The organism is Stenotrophomonas sp. VV52 (assembly GCF_002893095.1).
Classification (GTDB): Bacteria; Pseudomonadota; Gammaproteobacteria; order Xanthomonadales; family Xanthomonadaceae; genus Stenotrophomonas; species Stenotrophomonas aracearum.
The window spans coordinates 792,484-806,529 of sequence record NZ_PKQQ01000001.1 but is presented as its reverse complement, the minus strand read 5'-3'; the positions used below and the strand labels follow the sequence as shown (position 1 = coordinate 806,529).

Genomic DNA, 14,046 nt, shown 5'->3' with positions numbered 1-14,046 from the left:
CGGAGCGCAGACTGATCCCGTCTCAGCATGGCTGCTCACGAAATGCATGTCCCACGCTCTCTCACACATCCCTCCCGTTGGATCGGCAGCCATGCCGCCGGTCTGCTGCTGACCGCCGCTGTCGCGGCGGTTGCCTTGGTGCTGGGCCATTGGGTGCCCCTGGTTGGCGGCCCGGTGTTCGGCATCCTGCTGGGCATCGTGGTCAAGAACACGGTCTCGCCCGGCAGCCGATTCGACGCCGGCATCCGTTTCGGCGGCAAGCAGGTCCTGCAGTGGTCGATCATTGCCCTGGGCTTCGGCCTGAGCCTGGGCGAAGTGCTCAAGACCGGCATGGAATCTTTGGCGGTGACGCTGGTGACCGTCACCATAGCCTTCCTGAGCGCCTGGGCGCTGGGCCGGTGGTTGCGCGTGGAAGGCAAGCTCACGGTGCTGATCGGGGTCGGTACGGCCATCTGCGGCGGCTCGGCCATTGCGGCGGTCACGCCGATCATCAAGCCGGACGATCACGATACCGCCTTTGCCATCTCCACGATCTTCCTGTTCAACCTGGTGGCGGTGCTGTTGTTCCCGCTGCTGGGCCACCTGATGCAGATGAGCGACCAGGGGTTCGGCCTGTGGGCCGGCACGGCGATCAACGACACCTCCTCCGTGGTGGCCGCCGGCTACGCCTACAGCGACCTGGCCGGCGGCTACGCCACCATCGTCAAGCTGACCCGCTCCACCCTCATCATCCCGATCTGCCTGGTCCTCACCGTGGTCATGGCCACGCTGGCCAAGCGGCGCAGCGCGGGTGGCACCGACGCCGGCACGTTCAACCTGGCCGCCATCTTTCCGTGGTTCATCCTGTGGTTCCTGGTGGCCTCAGGCGTTCGCACCGCCGGCTGGGTGCCTGCGGCCGCACTGCCCGCGCTGCACCTGCTGGCGGAAGTGCTGATCGTCTTCGCGCTTTCGGCCATTGGCCTGTCCGCGAACCTGCGCCGCATGGCCGCTACCGGCGTGCGCCCCATCCTGCTCGGGCTGGGCGTCTGGGTCGCAGTGGCGGTCAGCAGCCTGATTGTGCAGTACTTTATCGGGCAGCTCTGACCACTTCGCGCGCATGAACCTCCATCACCTGGCCATCTTTCACGCCATTGCCGAGACCGGCAGCATTTCCGCCGCGGCCCTGCGCGTGCATGTCTCCCAGCCTGCGCTGTCGCGGGAGCTCAAGGTGTTCGAGGCGCGTTTGGGCGTGGTCCTGTTCGAGCGACAGTCCCGTGGCATGCGCATGACCGAACCGGGCAAGGTGCTGCACACCTATTCCACGCGCCTTTTCGCCGTGGCCGACAGTGCGCAGGCGGCCATGCGCGATTTCGCGGACGCTCGCGCCGGTCAGCTCTCCATCGGCGCCAGCAATACCATCGGCACCTATGTGCTGCCCCGCTACATCGCCGAGTTCCGCAAGGCCTTTCCGCAGGTGGGCATCTCCCTGTTTGTCGGCAACACCGAGCAGGTTGCGCAGGGCGTCGCAGATCTACGCTTCACCGTGGGATTCATCGAAGGCCCGATCCGGGTCGAGGGAGTAACCACAAAGGCCTTCAGCCGCGATGAGCTGATTCCCGTAGTAGGCGCGGAGCACCCGCTCGCGACGCGCAAGCGCGCGGCTCCGACAGACATCAACGGGCTTCCGTTGCTGATGCGCGAACACGGCTCCGGTACCCGCGAGCTGATCGCAGACCTGCTGCAGGCGCTCGGTGTACAGACCGGCAGCATCGTGGAATTCGGCAATACCGAGGCGCTGAAACAGGCGGCTATCCACGGCGGCGGCATCGCCTGGCTGCCCACCATCAGCGTGACGCGTGACCTGGAAGAAGGCACCTTGGTGCGGCTGCCGGTGAAAGCATTGGCCTTACAACGACCGCTCAGCATCATCCGCCGCGAGGGCGCCTGGCAGGCGCCTGCGATGGAGGCATTTCTTGAGATGGTGCGCTAGCCGAAACCGGTTCGGCTGCGCATGAAGGGTTACGGCGAAACGCCGTCCTGTGCGTCGGCACGTTCACGCCGGGGGCGCTTGCCTTCAGTGTGCTGCGCGGTGGCCTGGCTCTTCGCAAATTCCGGGAAGACCTTGGAAATCTCGGTCTCCTCCGGCAGCACGTAGAACAGCCCGCCCTTCTCGAACGTCGGCTTGATCACCTTGGCATAAAACTCGGGATCGACATTGATGCAGCCGTTGGTAATGCGGTTGTCGTCCGGCTCAGGCGATGCCAGTCGCGCGGGGCGACGTTCCGACTTGACCCCGGTTGCCGTGGGATGGATGGACACCGCCGTATCGAAGTCCATCCACAGGACCCGCCCGGTGTCCATCGAAGGGCCGTAGCCGCCGACGAAACTGCCCGCCGGGGTGGTGCGCTGGCCCTTTGGAATATCCTTCAATGCATATTTGACGACGCCGGGGTCTGAGCGGTCACCCTTATCCGAACCGAACAGCGCAGGCGCCGCGCCCTTCAGCTTCCCGTCGCCGCCAAACACGAGGATCTGTGCGTTGACCTTGTCGATGACGGCAAATGGATAGCCCGCCGTGTCCTTGCTCGCCTTGACCCAACCCGCCAGGTCGATCACCGTTTGGGAAACTTCCTGCCCGGAGGGCAGCATGTCCACCGCGTCGGCGGAGTGATCAGCCTCGATCGAGGGCTCTTCCTGGGCGAACGCCGCACCGGAACAGGCCAAAGAGAGTGCCAGCGCCAAAGCGCCACAGGGGGCGCGGAGGGAAGGATGCAGTGACATGGTAATGGGGGATTCCTTGAAGCAACTACGGGGTCAAGCAGAGAAGCCGGTGGCCAGAATCGGCCACCGGGTCCCGGTTTCTAAAATTGTATTACGTGTTACCCAACAGGAATCAGCCGCGCGGCTGACGCTTGGTGGTGGTCGGCTGGGACTCGAGGCGCTGCAGGCGACCTTCAATCTGGTCCAGACGCTGGTTGGCCTGCTGTGCGGACTGGTTGGCCTGGTCTGCACTCTGGGCCGCGCTGTTCACCTTGGTGTCCAGCGAGTCGAGGCGGGAGTTGATCGTTGCGAACTCTTCTTTGTAGCTGGCGCAACCGGCAAGGCTCAGGCCTGCAACGAGTGCGACGACGACTGTGCGAGCAGTTGCCAGGTGGTTCTTGTTGATGTTCATTCCACTTCTCCTTTCGTCTGGGACGTCGGAAATATTGCAGACTTGAGCGGTTTTTTGCCGGAGCCAAGACCCCGCATGTAGCTTGCGTTGGGTTACGTAGATGAACTGTGAAGGCGTCGGTTTTCGCCTGACTCGGCAAAGTCGCCTTCCGCGCTCGCCACTACCAGACATTACGGACAGGCCATGCCCCTTCATCAGAACAGGCCAGACTACCCGCGGCGTCCGTGAGCGCGTTGCTCTTCTCGCAAAAAATTAACAAGCCGCGCTGCCATTTCGTAAACGGATATCAGGCCCGCCCGTTCGAGCGCGACGGGGGTTTCCTGGACGGGTCCGGATGTCACCTCATCGCCGGTGATACCTTCATGTGTATCGCAGCGGCAGCGTCACACCCCATGGCTGGGGTGTGACGTTCTCTGCAACCGGAGTTGTTACTAACGCGCAGCGGCTCGGCTAGAAGTCGCAGCCCCCAGCCGGAACCATCCGTATCGCACCCCCGAGCTTGCAGGGAACCATGGGAATGGGCGTCACGGTGCCTGTCGTCACGGTTCCCGTCTGTCCTCCCCCGAACCAGGGATTGCCTGGGAACCCGCCCGACCCCGGCGCAGGGCCCGTGCTGATCGGGGAGTGGTTGACGTTGGTTCCACTTCCTTTGAAACGCTCGGACTCGGTCAGAGTGTAGGTCGAGCAGAACCCTCGGCTGCACACGGTCACGCTGTCCCCTACGAACAACCGGTCGATTGTTCGCATCTTGTCGCGATAATCGTTAAGGAACGCCTCGGTAGAGGGGCCTGGCATGATTGGCTCCAGCATGCACGAACCGCAATAGAACGGACCGAACTGTCGCGGCTTGGTGAATTCATTGGCCGCAGCCACACCCACTCCAATCGTGACAAGCGCGATTACCGCCACGATCTTTTTGCTCTTGGTCATGTGTACTCGTGATTCAAGGTTGGCAACAGGATTGATGAATCTGGTGCGAAAGGGCTTCAGCCGATTCCCGTTGCTTGATCGAAAGTCCCTTTTCCATCGATCGCACCAAATCTGCGCGATAGGCATCGTGTTTTATCCGGTTCGATACCAGTGCATAGGCGTAGGAGAGTTGCGGGTCCTGAGGCACAATGACGCCTTGGCCGTAGGCATTGGATAGCGCAGCCAAGGCATCAAGGCTCCCGGTCCCTGCAACTTCTTTCAGGTACGAAAGCGCGTTCTCTCGCCAGACAACGGCCGCCTGCGGATCTGCAAGCCGGGCCCTGGGATCACCCAGCACTGATTCCGTATCGATGCTGTAGAAGAGTCTTGCTTCAATGGAACCCTGCTCTGCCGCCAACGAAAGCCAGTTCGTAGTCATCAATTCGTTGTCTTTCAGGAGCGTTGCGCACTCCGTAAGCTTCCTTTCGATCGATGCAAACTGGGACAGTCGCTGCGATGCACTCGCGCCGGGCGTCGTTTTCGGGTTGGCCCCAGCCGCAAAGTTGTCTTTGCAATCCGTGACAGCCAGGTGGATCTGATGCGTCGCAATGGCATCGCCCTTTTGCGAAAGAGTGCGAAGTGGAACGACATGGGCCAGAGCGTCGCCTGGAGGGCGGATCTCCATGCGCGAGACGTAGTACGTGCGTTCGCCGATTCGATTGAATACCGCCGGGTCGAGTCGAGACCTGATCTCGTCCATCGTAGGCTTCGAGACTGTAATAGGCAGCCCGCCGTTGCGCTCTGCTCCCGCGTGTGATGACATCGACAGGTCAGAATCATACGTGCTGCCCCGGTGAATGGAGGGCGTCTGCGCTGCGGAAAAGTAGCGCGCAGCCAGCCACGCGCCGCCGGCCACCATGAGGGTTGCGGTAATGACGAGGGGTATTTTTCTGGTGCGTTTCATTGGGGGTGCCACTCGGATCGGGGCGCCATCCTAAATGCGAATACCTCCCATTCCCACAAGGCACTACGGCGAACGGAAGATCGCGCTGGAATAAATCGGCGTGAAGCCTTGCGCCGCACGGGATGACACCCAAAGATCGGCAACGCGAAACTCACTGCGGCGCTGTCGCATTTGAGCTGTGGGTAGATCGGTCGAGCGAGCTCCCACCTGCTGTGATCGCCGCTTGCGGCCTCACTGAGCTAGAAGTCGAGCCGCAGCCCCACATTCCCTTCAAACGCCCAGCGCACCTTCTGCCGACCGCTCTCCATATCCCACGTGTAGTCCACCACCGCGAACGCGCTCATCGTGGCGTTGAACCGGGCCGCCATGCCAAGCCCGGCCTTCAGGGCGCGGCCGCCCTGCTCGCTGGCGATGCGGTTCGTATCGAGAAGCCCAAGCTCCCCCGCGTGCCTAAAGCGAGAGCAGGAAATCGCCCGCTACCTGCGTGCAATGATCCAGCGTAGGTGTGTAGCCGCGTCTATCTATAGCCTCGAATGCTGACTCGAGCGAGATCGGGCGAGCATTGATGCGCGCCAGGAATTCTGTCCTGTATCGCAACAGGAAGGGGGCGGCCAGGGAGAGCGCCTCGCTATTCTGCTCAATTACCAGGCACAGATCGAACAAGTCACGGGCGGTAGCCTGTTGGCCACGGTGGTACATCTTCTTCGCAATTATCTCTTCTGCTTTCTCGACGCGGACGGCATGACCGTCAATGTTCCACCACTCCCATGCATCCTTTAGCAAGTTTGGAGATGCAACGAAGTCAACATCGCCTTCCGCAAACATCAGCTTTACGTACGAGCTCGCATCCTCGACGTAGTTCGTCGTCAGGTCCGCGACCTCATCGGAAAGGCGCGGCGTGAAGTAACCAAGGTACTGTGGATCAGGCACAAATATGTCGATATCCTTACTGGATCGATGATCGTATCGAAACATCAATACAGTGCCGCCGCCAAAGGTCCAAAACGGCTTTGGCTCACCGACTCGGGCCTCCAGATTCTCCATCAGTGACATTGCCCGGGTGAACAACGGCTGCCACGGTCCATTCGGCAGATCGACGGATCGAACTCCCTTGGGCGCCTTCACTCGAACAATCCACGCCGAACAAGGTCGAGCCGCTCATAGATTGATGCCAGGTTCTTCCAGATCACCTGCGGAGAAACCTGCTCCGCGGCGGCGGCTTCTTCGACGGCCATGACCAGCAATGGCAATGGCGCTTCCTCCAAAAGGGTGGCGACGTGTGCAATGAACTGGTGAGGCACGTTCCCAGTGGCGAATACGTGCGACAGTTCAGAAGGGCTCACCGCATTCTTATAGCTCACGTTCGCCGTACTCGCCGCCATCCAGAGTCCCTTCTTGGACTTCCGCGAGTCAGTCGATGGCTCCCCGGGACTTAGTCCAATGATGTTCAGCACTTGGCAGACCCGGTTGAAGCCGAGGTCCTTGAGCTTTCCGCTCTCCAGCCCGCTGATTGTTTGCCGTGTCAGTCCAGACATTTTGGCTAGAAGCGCTTGGGAAAGGCCCAGCTCGGATCGCCTGGACTTGATCGAGTCGCCCATTTGAGCAAGATGACTGATCATGGGAATGCCCTTCTCAAGTGTCAAATATTTCAGACACGGTACCCCATTGGCCAGCAGCAGTCCACCCTATCCTGCATGGGATGTAGAGTGCAGGTGTCGTGCCTACTAAAAATCCAGCCGCAACCCCACATTCCCCTCAAACACCCGACGTTCCTTCTGCCGGCTGCTCTCAAGATCCCACGTGTAGCCCACCACCGCGATCGCACTCACCGTGGCGTTGAAGCGCGCCACCATGCCAAACCCAGCCTCCAGAGCACGGCCGCCCTGCTCGCTGGTGATGCGGTTCGTATCGAAGTCGACCCGGTCCTGCCCATCCAGCGTCTGCCAGTAATTGACCTTGAAGTACGGCTCCCAACCGTTGCCGGCAATCCCGTAATCGCCGGCCAGGCGCAGGCCGATGCGGCCGGTCCAGGCACGCTCGCTGGCAAAGCGCAGCTGCGCGATGCGGTCGGCGGTGTCGTCCAGGGCAGTGCGCTGCCAGATCACCTGCAGCTGCGGTTCCAGCCACCAGGCCGACTGGCCCAGCCGCACGAGGGGCTTGCCCACTTCCACCGACGCGGTGGTGCCGTCGCCATCCACGTCGATGCCGATCCCACGCGCGGAAGTGGCGTCACCGTTGTACCGGCTCTGCATCACCACCGCGTCCAGGTAGCCGCCCGCGCTGCCAGCGCGGGTCCAGTACAGGCCCGCGTGCTTGTCGTCCAGGCGCGTACGCCCAACCGCGACGTTCTCCCACCCGATGGCAAACCCCTGCACGTTGCCCTGTGCGCGGGTGCGCCCCACGAACACGCCGAACTGGTCGCGATAGCTGCCCCCCGCGTTTGCATACAGGTCCAGCCCTGCCTGCACCCCTTGGATATCGCCGTCGAAACCGGGCTGGGCATCGCCCTCCCAGGCCTGCCGGTGGCTCTGGCCCAACAGGCGTGCCCACGCCGCACGGAATCCCCCCTGCCCGTCCAGCAGGCGCTGCTCGCCCTGGCGCTCATGGAAGGTGCCCAGGCTGGCGAGGCTGGTCTCGCGCAGCAGCGGTGGCAGTACCGAGTACAACCCGGTTTCCAGCCGGTACAGCGGCACGATGGGTTCGTCCGACGGGCGCGCATCGGGTGTCGGAGGTTCAGCCATTGGGCCTGGCACGGCTTCCACCGCAGTGGGAACCGGCGGCGGCACGTCATCCTGCGGCGGTGGCACGGGTGCCGGATCGGCCGGAACAGGAGGCGGCTCGGGCTCGGCCACGACCGGATTCATGACCTCGGGAAGATCGGGCGATGGCGGTGGCGGCAGCGCTGCAGGCGGGACGCCCAGCGGTTCCGGCGGTGGCGGCTCCGGGGTGACCGACCCGATCCCCGGAGGCGGTAGAGTCGGCGCTGGCGGGGCACCGTTGAGCGCGGTCGAGCGCAGGTACCAGTTCTCGCCACTGCCCGCGCTTGCGCCGCCCTTGAACAGGAAGTACTCGAACGCGCCCGCTGCGACCGGGTTGTAAAGCGCGAAGGCGGTGGGGCTGGTGCTGGCGCCGTTGATCGCCTGTACCACCAGGATGCCGTCTGCAACGGTTTCAGCGCCGGTGCCTCCCGCGTTGAGAATGCCGATGCCGGTAGTGCCGCTGGCCACGCCGTTGGAGATCACCAGCCGATCCGACGCAGAATCATCAGCGCCCAGCACCGTGTCCAGATACAGCGCGCCGCCATTGCCGGTGTAGTTGCCGGCGATGGTGAAGACATCGCCGGCGCCACCGCCCGCGTTGCTGAGATCGATCCGGCCTGCATTGGTCACGCCTACCGGCAGCGCTGCATTGAAGGCCACAATGTCCGCGTTGAAACCTCCTGCGAACAGAGTGCTGGTGGCGTCTACGGTCAAATTTCCCGTTCCACTGCCAGCATCGCCCAGGCGCAGATCGCCATCGAAGGTCAGCTGGCTGTCATCCCGAAGCGCCACGGCCTCCCAACCGGCGAACCGGGCGACCCATTGGTTTTGACGTTGTCCATGGTGAGCGTGTCGGTGCCCAACCCGCCGTCGAACACCGGCAGAGCACCCAGATGGGCCAGGTTGAGGTTGGCCAGGCTGGCGCGGTCGTCGCCTTCGCCAAGGTCCACCGCCTCGTACACCACGCCGCCCGTGTTCCAGTCGAGGCTGTCATTGCCAAAGCTGAGCCGGATCTCGCCGCGTACGGCGCCCCCGGTGATGGTGATGGCGTCGTTGCCGCCGCTCACGCTGATGTTGCCGCCGATGTAGCCACCGGAGACCACGATGGTATCGGCGCCGAAGCCGGTGACAAGGTTGCCATCGATGGTCCCGCCGGACATCAGGAAGGTGTTGTCGTCCAGCTTCATGTTGACCCGGCCGATGCGCCCACCGGTCATCTCCGCGTAGTCACCATCTTCGAATGCGCCGACGATGCGGCCGTCGGTCATGCGGAAGCGATCCAGTGCATCGCCCTGCAGCAACGCTCCGATGCTGCCGCCGGTCATCAGGAACGTGTCGACACCGCCGCCCTGCTGCACGATCCCGCTCACAGTGCCGCCGCTGATCTCCAGGCTGTCCTGGCCTGCCCCCTGATCGATGCTGCTGATGCTTCCACCATTGATGACGATCGCATCATCGCCTGCGCCCTGCACGACCCCGCCGGCAATGGATCCGCCCAGCATCTCCAGCTGGTCGTTGCCAGCGCCGGACACGATGCCTCCGGCCGCACCACTGATGGTTCCGCGATTTTCGACGCGCGTTGCGCCGTTGAGGAAAAGCGCCGTGCCTGCGGCGGAGCTGATGCTGCCATCGTTGACTATCGTGTGGCCGCTTCCGCCTTGAAGGAAGATCGCATTGCCTGCGGATACCGCAAGCTGGGCGCCGGCGCTTACATGCACCGTGACACCTCTAGCTCCAGCTGTGCTTGTGACTGCGGTGGTGAACGGATTGGGTGCAGCGCCTGTGCATGTCACCGTCTGCAGCGAAGCAGGTGCCGTGATGTCACAGGCAGCCCAGGCGGGCACAACAATCGAAAGCAGTGCGCTTCCGCAGGCGAGCCGCACGCAGCGATGCAATCCATCGACGCGTGGCGTGTGACGCGTATTCGTCGTTGACGTCTGCATGCGCCCGAGTATCCGGAAAGCGACGCAGGCGGCCTTGCGTACTTCTACTGTGGACGTTTTGCGTACCGTTCTACGTTTGCGGCGATAGAGGTGAAGGCAAGCTTCTCGAAGTCGTCACGACTCGCGAACACCGACTGGACGCTCACGTTACACACCTCTGCGCCACCTCCGGCAAAACAGGAAAGCAAACTAAAGCGGGGCTTATCGAATCGAGGGGTGAGTTACTGCGTCGCTTGATAGCAGCGCTGCCGCTGCAGCTCACGGTACTTCTCGGATACATTCGCTTCGCTATAGATGCCTTCTACTGCATCTTGCGCGCCCCTTCCATCAAGTCCGGAAAGAGAGTGTATTGAGCCGCCCCAGGAGTGGCGTGGCTGCTGGGCGCCGACGAACGCATTGAGGTAGCTGTCCAGTAATCCCCGGCCTGGAGATGCGATCTCCGCAGTCAGCACTGTCAGGTAGTCAGTTTTCCGCGTACGGCTCCATTCGATGCTGAAGCCTGCACGATGGCATAGCTCGCTATGCACGATCAGCATCGTGCGGCCATTGCCGTCGAGGAACGGATGCCCGAAGGCGAATAGACCCATGACCTCCCCGTGGCGCGCTCGCAACAGTGTCGGATCTTTGGCAATGTCAAAGGCGGCTTCAACTGCACGCTGCGCATCGAGCGGGTGGCTGAACCACGTCCCGGCTTTGCTTACCGCGATGTCAGGCGCCAGAACTGCGCGATCCTGGCCTGCCCAAGGATAGAGTCCAGCGAAGAGGGCACGATGAACCTGCAGAAAGTCCGCATAGCCCAACACCCTCCGTCCAATCAGATAGTTGATCGCATCCTCGAGGTTCGATCGAAAGAGTTCGTGTTCGAGCTTTCGCACGACGTCCGGATCCTTCTCGGCGAAGTGGTTTCGAAGGTAGCCTCTTTGCTCAAAGTCCTTGAACGGATCGAACACGTTGCTTCTGCTCCCGAAGGTAGTTCACCAGCAACGCCGCCATGTCGAAGCTGGAAAGTCGCCCTGCGCGCTTGAGTGCCACCAGAAGATCCTGGATAGGGCCTGATTGAACTTCATCGCCAGCCAAGCGGGTTACTGTCTCAGCCCACCGGTCCCCCGGGGTTTCGGTGTAGCTGACGCCGTATCGCTTCGCCAAACGACGTATGTAATCAGCCACGCCAGTAGTGGGAATCCTCATGCCACCCTCCTTCGCCGAGCTGGACCCGTTATCTGCCCGCGTCCGGTCATTGACATACGTCAATGACTGATCACCCAGTGAGAGCTTGCGCGATACGCGTCGATGCCCGGTGTCCAGCACCATGGAGCCGGCGCTTTCTCCTTGCGTCAACGGTGCGATAACCGACTCACCTTCAGCCAGCCTGAGCTTTTGTGCCGTTTCGCGAACGAGTGTCTCCATGTCAGCGCTTGGCCGAACTTCGCCACTCTCAGCATCACGGACCGCCTTTGCATAGACGCCAAGGCCCATGCGGATCAGTTCGCCCTCGCTCTGGAGTTCCTTCAGCGCGACTGAGACCTGCGAAGGACTGCCAAGCGGCGCCAACTCGGAGCGCAGCACCACGCTTCCGGCGCGGCGTTGGATTGATAAGCGAATACGCTGCTTGAGCTTCATGGCCCGGCGTGGCTGTGGCGAGACCCTATTATAGCACCTTGGAAACCTTATAAAATCCTACAAATCAAAGCGTTAGGTGTGCACAAGCTGCCGATTGCCTCGATTACCCCCCCGCAGCGATACCGCTGCGGGGGTAGATCGCCGGCCAGAGGCCGGCGCTACCCCTCCAGTGGTCATGCTGTGCATTACTGGCCGACGAGCACCATCTGGCCACGAGCACCCTTTCGAACCACCATCGTGGGCAACTCGACATCCGTCGCCTGGGTCGCAAGCACAATAACCCCGGGCTTCGTTTCCACATAAAGGCGGGTGCCCGGCTTGATGCCCAAGGCGTCAATCCAAAGGCCGCGAAGTTTCACGCAGGGAATCGGCGGGCAACCGGGGAACGTTTCAAGGCTGTCGTGATGCAGCGCGTTGGTCATCACGCTCTTGGGCTTGCGCCACCAGAGCTTCTGCTGGGCGGTAACGGTGGTTGACGTGCTGGGCGAATGATTGGACATGGTGAACCTCCATTGGGAAGCATCCCTCGCCGGAATGGCGAGGGAGTCGGGAGGTTAAGAACCGTGACGTGACCGGCGCGACGTATTTCCCCGAGGGTGTTGTATTTCGCCACCCTCCCAACATAGGAGTTCATCGTGTTGCATCACGTCAGGAGTTCTTACGCTCCGAGGTGCCACCATGTCGCGGGCATCAGCATAACGAAAGAAGATTCTCTCTACTGAACTTCAAACTCCAATTGACACCATCAATGCGCGTGGCCATTCGCGTCATATCTTTAGAATTGCGTGCGGTGAGGCGCATTTCCGATGGAAAGCGGTCACAGAAATGGAGCGGGCCCGACCTCAAGTAGTGGCCGGGCCCGTGGAACTGCATGACGCGATTAGCGCTGATTGCGCGGTTGCGTCAGGGGCTATCACGCCGAATGGCCAGCGCCACCGCCTCGGTGTAGGAGATTTTAACCAGATCGCCGCGCTTCACGCTGGGCAGCTTGGCGCGCAGGTCGGGCCGTTCCACCGCGATGAGCTGCGTGTTGCCGCTCGGGCCCCTGAGCGCGATGGTATTCCTGGTTGGATTCACCGCTGTCACCTCTGTCACGATTTCGATGGTGTTGGAGCGCGCGCCGCCCGGCTTTTGGCCCCGGACCGGCACGGTCTTGGCCTGGGACTTGGTCACGCCAACCGGCGCGCTGCCAGCAGGCTCAAGCGCCAGCGCGATCGCGGCGTTGTAGTCCAGGGTGACCTTGTCGCCCACCTTGAGCTGGTTGAAGTTGCGTACCTCGGGCCCAGCCACGAACTCCAAGGCGCCGCCGTCGGTGCCGGTCACCGTCACAGCACGGGTCTGGGTGTTCAGCGCCGTGATCTGGCCCTGCAGGGTGACCCCGGCAGATGCGGCATTGACCGGGGCGGGCATGGTACGGGCGGTCGGGGCCGCCGCCGGAGGCGCTGCGTGGGCTGCGCCAGCGGCCAAGGCAGCAGTAATGAGGATGACGGATGAAGACAACATAGCGACGCGCATGGAGGACTCCAGGACGACGGCCGGATGGCCGATGAACCGTCATTGCATCAGCTGCCCTACCCCGGCGCCCCCGTACAACTACTGGGCGGTGATCAGAAAACTTACCGCACCACCCTATATCCCATGACCCCCGACCGGCTCGGTCTCGAAACGCTCGCCAAATCCCGTGATGTGCGGCCGCGCCTCGGCGATCGCCCGCTGTACCGAAGGCAGCGCCAGGGAAGCGCGGTGCTGCTCTGCGCTGTCCCATGCCTCTGTGATCCAGATCGCATTCTCGTTCGACGGATCGCGCGCGACTATGTAGCTGCGGCAACCCGGCATCGCCTCTGTTCCCCGCAGCAGGATGTCGATTACCACATCGCGCTGGCCGGGTTCCGTGAGCATTTTGCCAATCAGTCCGTACATGGGAGCCGCCTGCGCAGTTGGATTGGGGTCCATTGTGCTCGAAGTCCGGATGGGTGCGCACGTCCTGCTCTGGTATCTTCACACTTCGTCTTCCTGAACTGGATGCGTCACCTTCATGGATCGAATCAACAGGTTGGTACTTGGCCTGGCGCTGGCCACCTTCGCCGCACCGGCTGCCGCCTCCGACTTCAGGGGCTTTTTCTCGCTGTTCCTCGCCGCGCCGTTCCTGGCCGGTGTCATGTTCTTTGCCGCCTTCATCCTGGCCCGCCGGGCGAGCGCCAGCGCCTCGGGACTGCGGCGTTTCGCGCCCTTGGCCCTGCTGGTGCCGGCGTTGATGCTGATGTCCTTGATATGCCTTGTGTTCTCGACCTACGCACTGGTTGCGTTTCCACTGCTGTGCATCGCGCTGTTCCTGCTTTCCAGCAGGATCTGGTTTAACCCGATCGGGCGGGTCTCGATCTGGTTTCCGCGTGTGCTTGCGTTGCTGGCTGTTGCGGCGGGCGCGTTCATGGCCTGGGATATGCACCTCGTGGTCAAGGATGGGATGAAGGCGGAGGAAGGCGTGGCGGTTGTGATGTTGGGGGCGGTGTTTTTCATGTCTTTGGGGGCTTGTCTGTTTGCGGGGCGGCGGCCGGCGGGGCGTTGAAGGGGCAGAAAAAGTGACGGGTCGCCGGCATCGCCAGGAGCCGGCCAACGGCCGGCACTACCGGCAAAGTCAAAGGCAAAAGCAAACGCAAAGGCCCCGCATTGCGGGGCCTTTGTTTTCCACCGGGACGCGCT

Annotated in this window: 17 protein-coding genes; 3 read left to right on the top strand and 14 right to left on the bottom strand. The window is 62.3% G+C overall.

The window, feature by feature from the left end:
- Positions 1 to 42: 42 nt before the first annotated feature.
- Together C2U58_RS05985 and C2U58_RS05980 are read left to right on the top strand one after the other, a co-directional pair.
- Entirely contained in the window at positions 43 to 1,083 is a 1,041-nt protein-coding gene (locus tag C2U58_RS05985) for a putative sulfate exporter family transporter (protein WP_102944973.1), read from the top strand.
- A 13-nt stretch (positions 1,084 to 1,096) separates the two neighbouring features.
- Complete coding sequence (locus C2U58_RS05980; RefSeq protein WP_102944972.1) at positions 1,097 to 1,969, top strand: LysR family transcriptional regulator; 873 nt, start codon at positions 1,097 to 1,099, stop codon at positions 1,967 to 1,969.
- Between the two features lie 29 nt (positions 1,970 to 1,998).
- On the opposite strand, the gene C2U58_RS05975 is transcribed toward C2U58_RS05980, so the two are convergent.
- The 14 genes from C2U58_RS05975 to C2U58_RS05920 all read right to left on the bottom strand — a co-directional run bounded on the left by C2U58_RS05975 (position 1,999) and on the right by C2U58_RS05920 (position 13,266).
- Complete coding sequence (locus C2U58_RS05975) at positions 1,999 to 2,715, bottom strand: L,D-transpeptidase (protein ID WP_102945029.1); 717 nt, start codon at positions 2,713 to 2,715, stop codon at positions 1,999 to 2,001.
- A 157-nt stretch (positions 2,716 to 2,872) separates the two neighbouring features.
- Positions 2,873 to 3,151: a hypothetical protein gene (locus C2U58_RS05970; RefSeq protein WP_070206200.1), complete on the bottom strand. Its 279-nt coding sequence runs from the start codon at positions 3,149 to 3,151 to the stop codon at positions 2,873 to 2,875.
- Positions 3,152 to 3,601: 450 nt separating this feature from the next.
- On the bottom strand, positions 3,602 to 4,081 hold the full coding sequence (locus tag C2U58_RS05965) for a hypothetical protein (RefSeq protein WP_102944971.1): 480 nt from the start codon (positions 4,079 to 4,081) through the stop codon (positions 3,602 to 3,604).
- Positions 4,082 to 4,094: 13 nt separating this feature from the next.
- Positions 4,095 to 5,024 (bottom strand): hypothetical protein, encoded by a 930-nt coding sequence (locus C2U58_RS05960; protein WP_102944970.1) that lies wholly within the window; start codon positions 5,022 to 5,024, stop codon positions 4,095 to 4,097.
- A 239-nt stretch (positions 5,025 to 5,263) separates the two neighbouring features.
- On the bottom strand, positions 5,264 to 5,392 hold the full coding sequence (locus tag C2U58_RS20375; RefSeq protein WP_301182353.1) for a hypothetical protein: 129 nt from the start codon (positions 5,390 to 5,392) through the stop codon (positions 5,264 to 5,266).
- Between the two features lie 82 nt (positions 5,393 to 5,474).
- Positions 5,475 to 6,149, bottom strand: a complete 675-nt coding sequence (locus C2U58_RS05955) for a nucleotidyl transferase AbiEii/AbiGii toxin family protein (protein WP_253256657.1) — start codon at positions 6,147 to 6,149, stop codon at positions 5,475 to 5,477.
- Positions 6,146 to 6,643: a helix-turn-helix transcriptional regulator gene (locus C2U58_RS05950; protein WP_102944968.1), complete on the bottom strand. Its 498-nt coding sequence runs from the start codon at positions 6,641 to 6,643 to the stop codon at positions 6,146 to 6,148. Before C2U58_RS05950 ends, C2U58_RS05955 begins: the two co-directional genes overlap by 4 nt.
- 105 nt (positions 6,644 to 6,748) lie before the next feature.
- The gene (locus C2U58_RS20225) at positions 6,749 to 8,575 is read right to left on the bottom strand and encodes an autotransporter outer membrane beta-barrel domain-containing protein (protein WP_253256656.1); all 1,827 of its coding nucleotides are present in this window, start codon (positions 8,573 to 8,575) and stop codon (positions 6,749 to 6,751) included.
- Positions 8,548 to 9,726 (bottom strand): hypothetical protein, encoded by a 1,179-nt coding sequence (locus tag C2U58_RS20220; RefSeq protein WP_253256655.1) that lies wholly within the window; start codon positions 9,724 to 9,726, stop codon positions 8,548 to 8,550. The genes C2U58_RS20225 and C2U58_RS20220 overlap by 28 nt, the downstream gene beginning before the upstream one ends.
- 221 nt (positions 9,727 to 9,947) lie before the next feature.
- Complete coding sequence (locus tag C2U58_RS05940) at positions 9,948 to 10,676, bottom strand: Fic family protein (protein WP_102944967.1); 729 nt, start codon at positions 10,674 to 10,676, stop codon at positions 9,948 to 9,950.
- Positions 10,651 to 11,346 (bottom strand): hypothetical protein, encoded by a 696-nt coding sequence (locus C2U58_RS19800; RefSeq protein WP_146033418.1) that lies wholly within the window; start codon positions 11,344 to 11,346, stop codon positions 10,651 to 10,653. The genes C2U58_RS05940 and C2U58_RS19800 overlap by 26 nt, the downstream gene beginning before the upstream one ends.
- A gap of 185 nt (positions 11,347 to 11,531) precedes the next feature.
- Positions 11,532 to 11,846, bottom strand: a complete 315-nt coding sequence (locus C2U58_RS05930) for a hypothetical protein (protein ID WP_102944965.1) — start codon at positions 11,844 to 11,846, stop codon at positions 11,532 to 11,534.
- Between the two features lie 403 nt (positions 11,847 to 12,249).
- Complete coding sequence (locus C2U58_RS05925) at positions 12,250 to 12,861, bottom strand: hypothetical protein (protein WP_146033417.1); 612 nt, start codon at positions 12,859 to 12,861, stop codon at positions 12,250 to 12,252.
- A gap of 114 nt (positions 12,862 to 12,975) precedes the next feature.
- Positions 12,976 to 13,266: a putative quinol monooxygenase gene (locus tag C2U58_RS05920; RefSeq protein WP_102944963.1), complete on the bottom strand. Its 291-nt coding sequence runs from the start codon at positions 13,264 to 13,266 to the stop codon at positions 12,976 to 12,978.
- A 115-nt stretch (positions 13,267 to 13,381) separates the two neighbouring features.
- On the opposite strand from C2U58_RS05920, the gene C2U58_RS05915 reads away from it, so the two are divergent.
- Complete coding sequence (locus tag C2U58_RS05915) at positions 13,382 to 13,912, top strand: hypothetical protein (RefSeq protein ID WP_102944962.1); 531 nt, start codon at positions 13,382 to 13,384, stop codon at positions 13,910 to 13,912.
- The last annotated feature ends 134 nt before the right edge of the window (positions 13,913 to 14,046 follow it).

Bases quoted from the DNA above. Each gene is read 5' to 3' on its own strand.
- C2U58_RS05985 (WP_102944973.1), top strand. From the start codon at position 43: ATGCATGTCCCACGCTCTCTCACACATCCCTCCCGTTGGATCGGCAGC.
- C2U58_RS05980 (WP_102944972.1), top strand. From the start codon at position 1,097: ATGAACCTCCATCACCTGGCCATCTTTCACGCCATTGCCGAGACCGGC.
- C2U58_RS05970 (WP_070206200.1), bottom strand. From the start codon at position 3,151: ATGAACATCAACAAGAACCACCTGGCAACTGCTCGCACAGTCGTCGTC.
- C2U58_RS05965 (WP_102944971.1), bottom strand. From the start codon at position 4,081: ATGACCAAGAGCAAAAAGATCGTGGCGGTAATCGCGCTTGTCACGATT.
- C2U58_RS05960 (WP_102944970.1), bottom strand. From the start codon at position 5,024: ATGAAACGCACCAGAAAAATACCCCTCGTCATTACCGCAACCCTCATG.
- C2U58_RS20375 (WP_301182353.1), bottom strand. From the start codon at position 5,392: ATGGCGGCCCGGTTCAACGCCACGATGAGCGCGTTCGCGGTGGTGGAC.
- C2U58_RS05950 (WP_102944968.1), bottom strand. From the start codon at position 6,643: ATGATCAGTCATCTTGCTCAAATGGGCGACTCGATCAAGTCCAGGCGA.
- C2U58_RS20220 (WP_253256655.1), bottom strand. From the start codon at position 9,726: ATGCAGACGTCAACGACGAATACGCGTCACACGCCACGCGTCGATGGA.
- C2U58_RS19800 (WP_146033418.1), bottom strand. From the start codon at position 11,346: ATGAAGCTCAAGCAGCGTATTCGCTTATCAATCCAACGCCGCGCCGGA.
- C2U58_RS05930 (WP_102944965.1), bottom strand. From the start codon at position 11,846: ATGTCCAATCATTCGCCCAGCACGTCAACCACCGTTACCGCCCAGCAG.
- C2U58_RS05925 (WP_146033417.1), bottom strand. From the start codon at position 12,861: ATGCGCGTCGCTATGTTGTCTTCATCCGTCATCCTCATTACTGCTGCC.
- C2U58_RS05920 (WP_102944963.1), bottom strand. From the start codon at position 13,266: ATGTACGGACTGATTGGCAAAATGCTCACGGAACCCGGCCAGCGCGAT.
- C2U58_RS05915 (WP_102944962.1), top strand. From the start codon at position 13,382: ATGGATCGAATCAACAGGTTGGTACTTGGCCTGGCGCTGGCCACCTTC.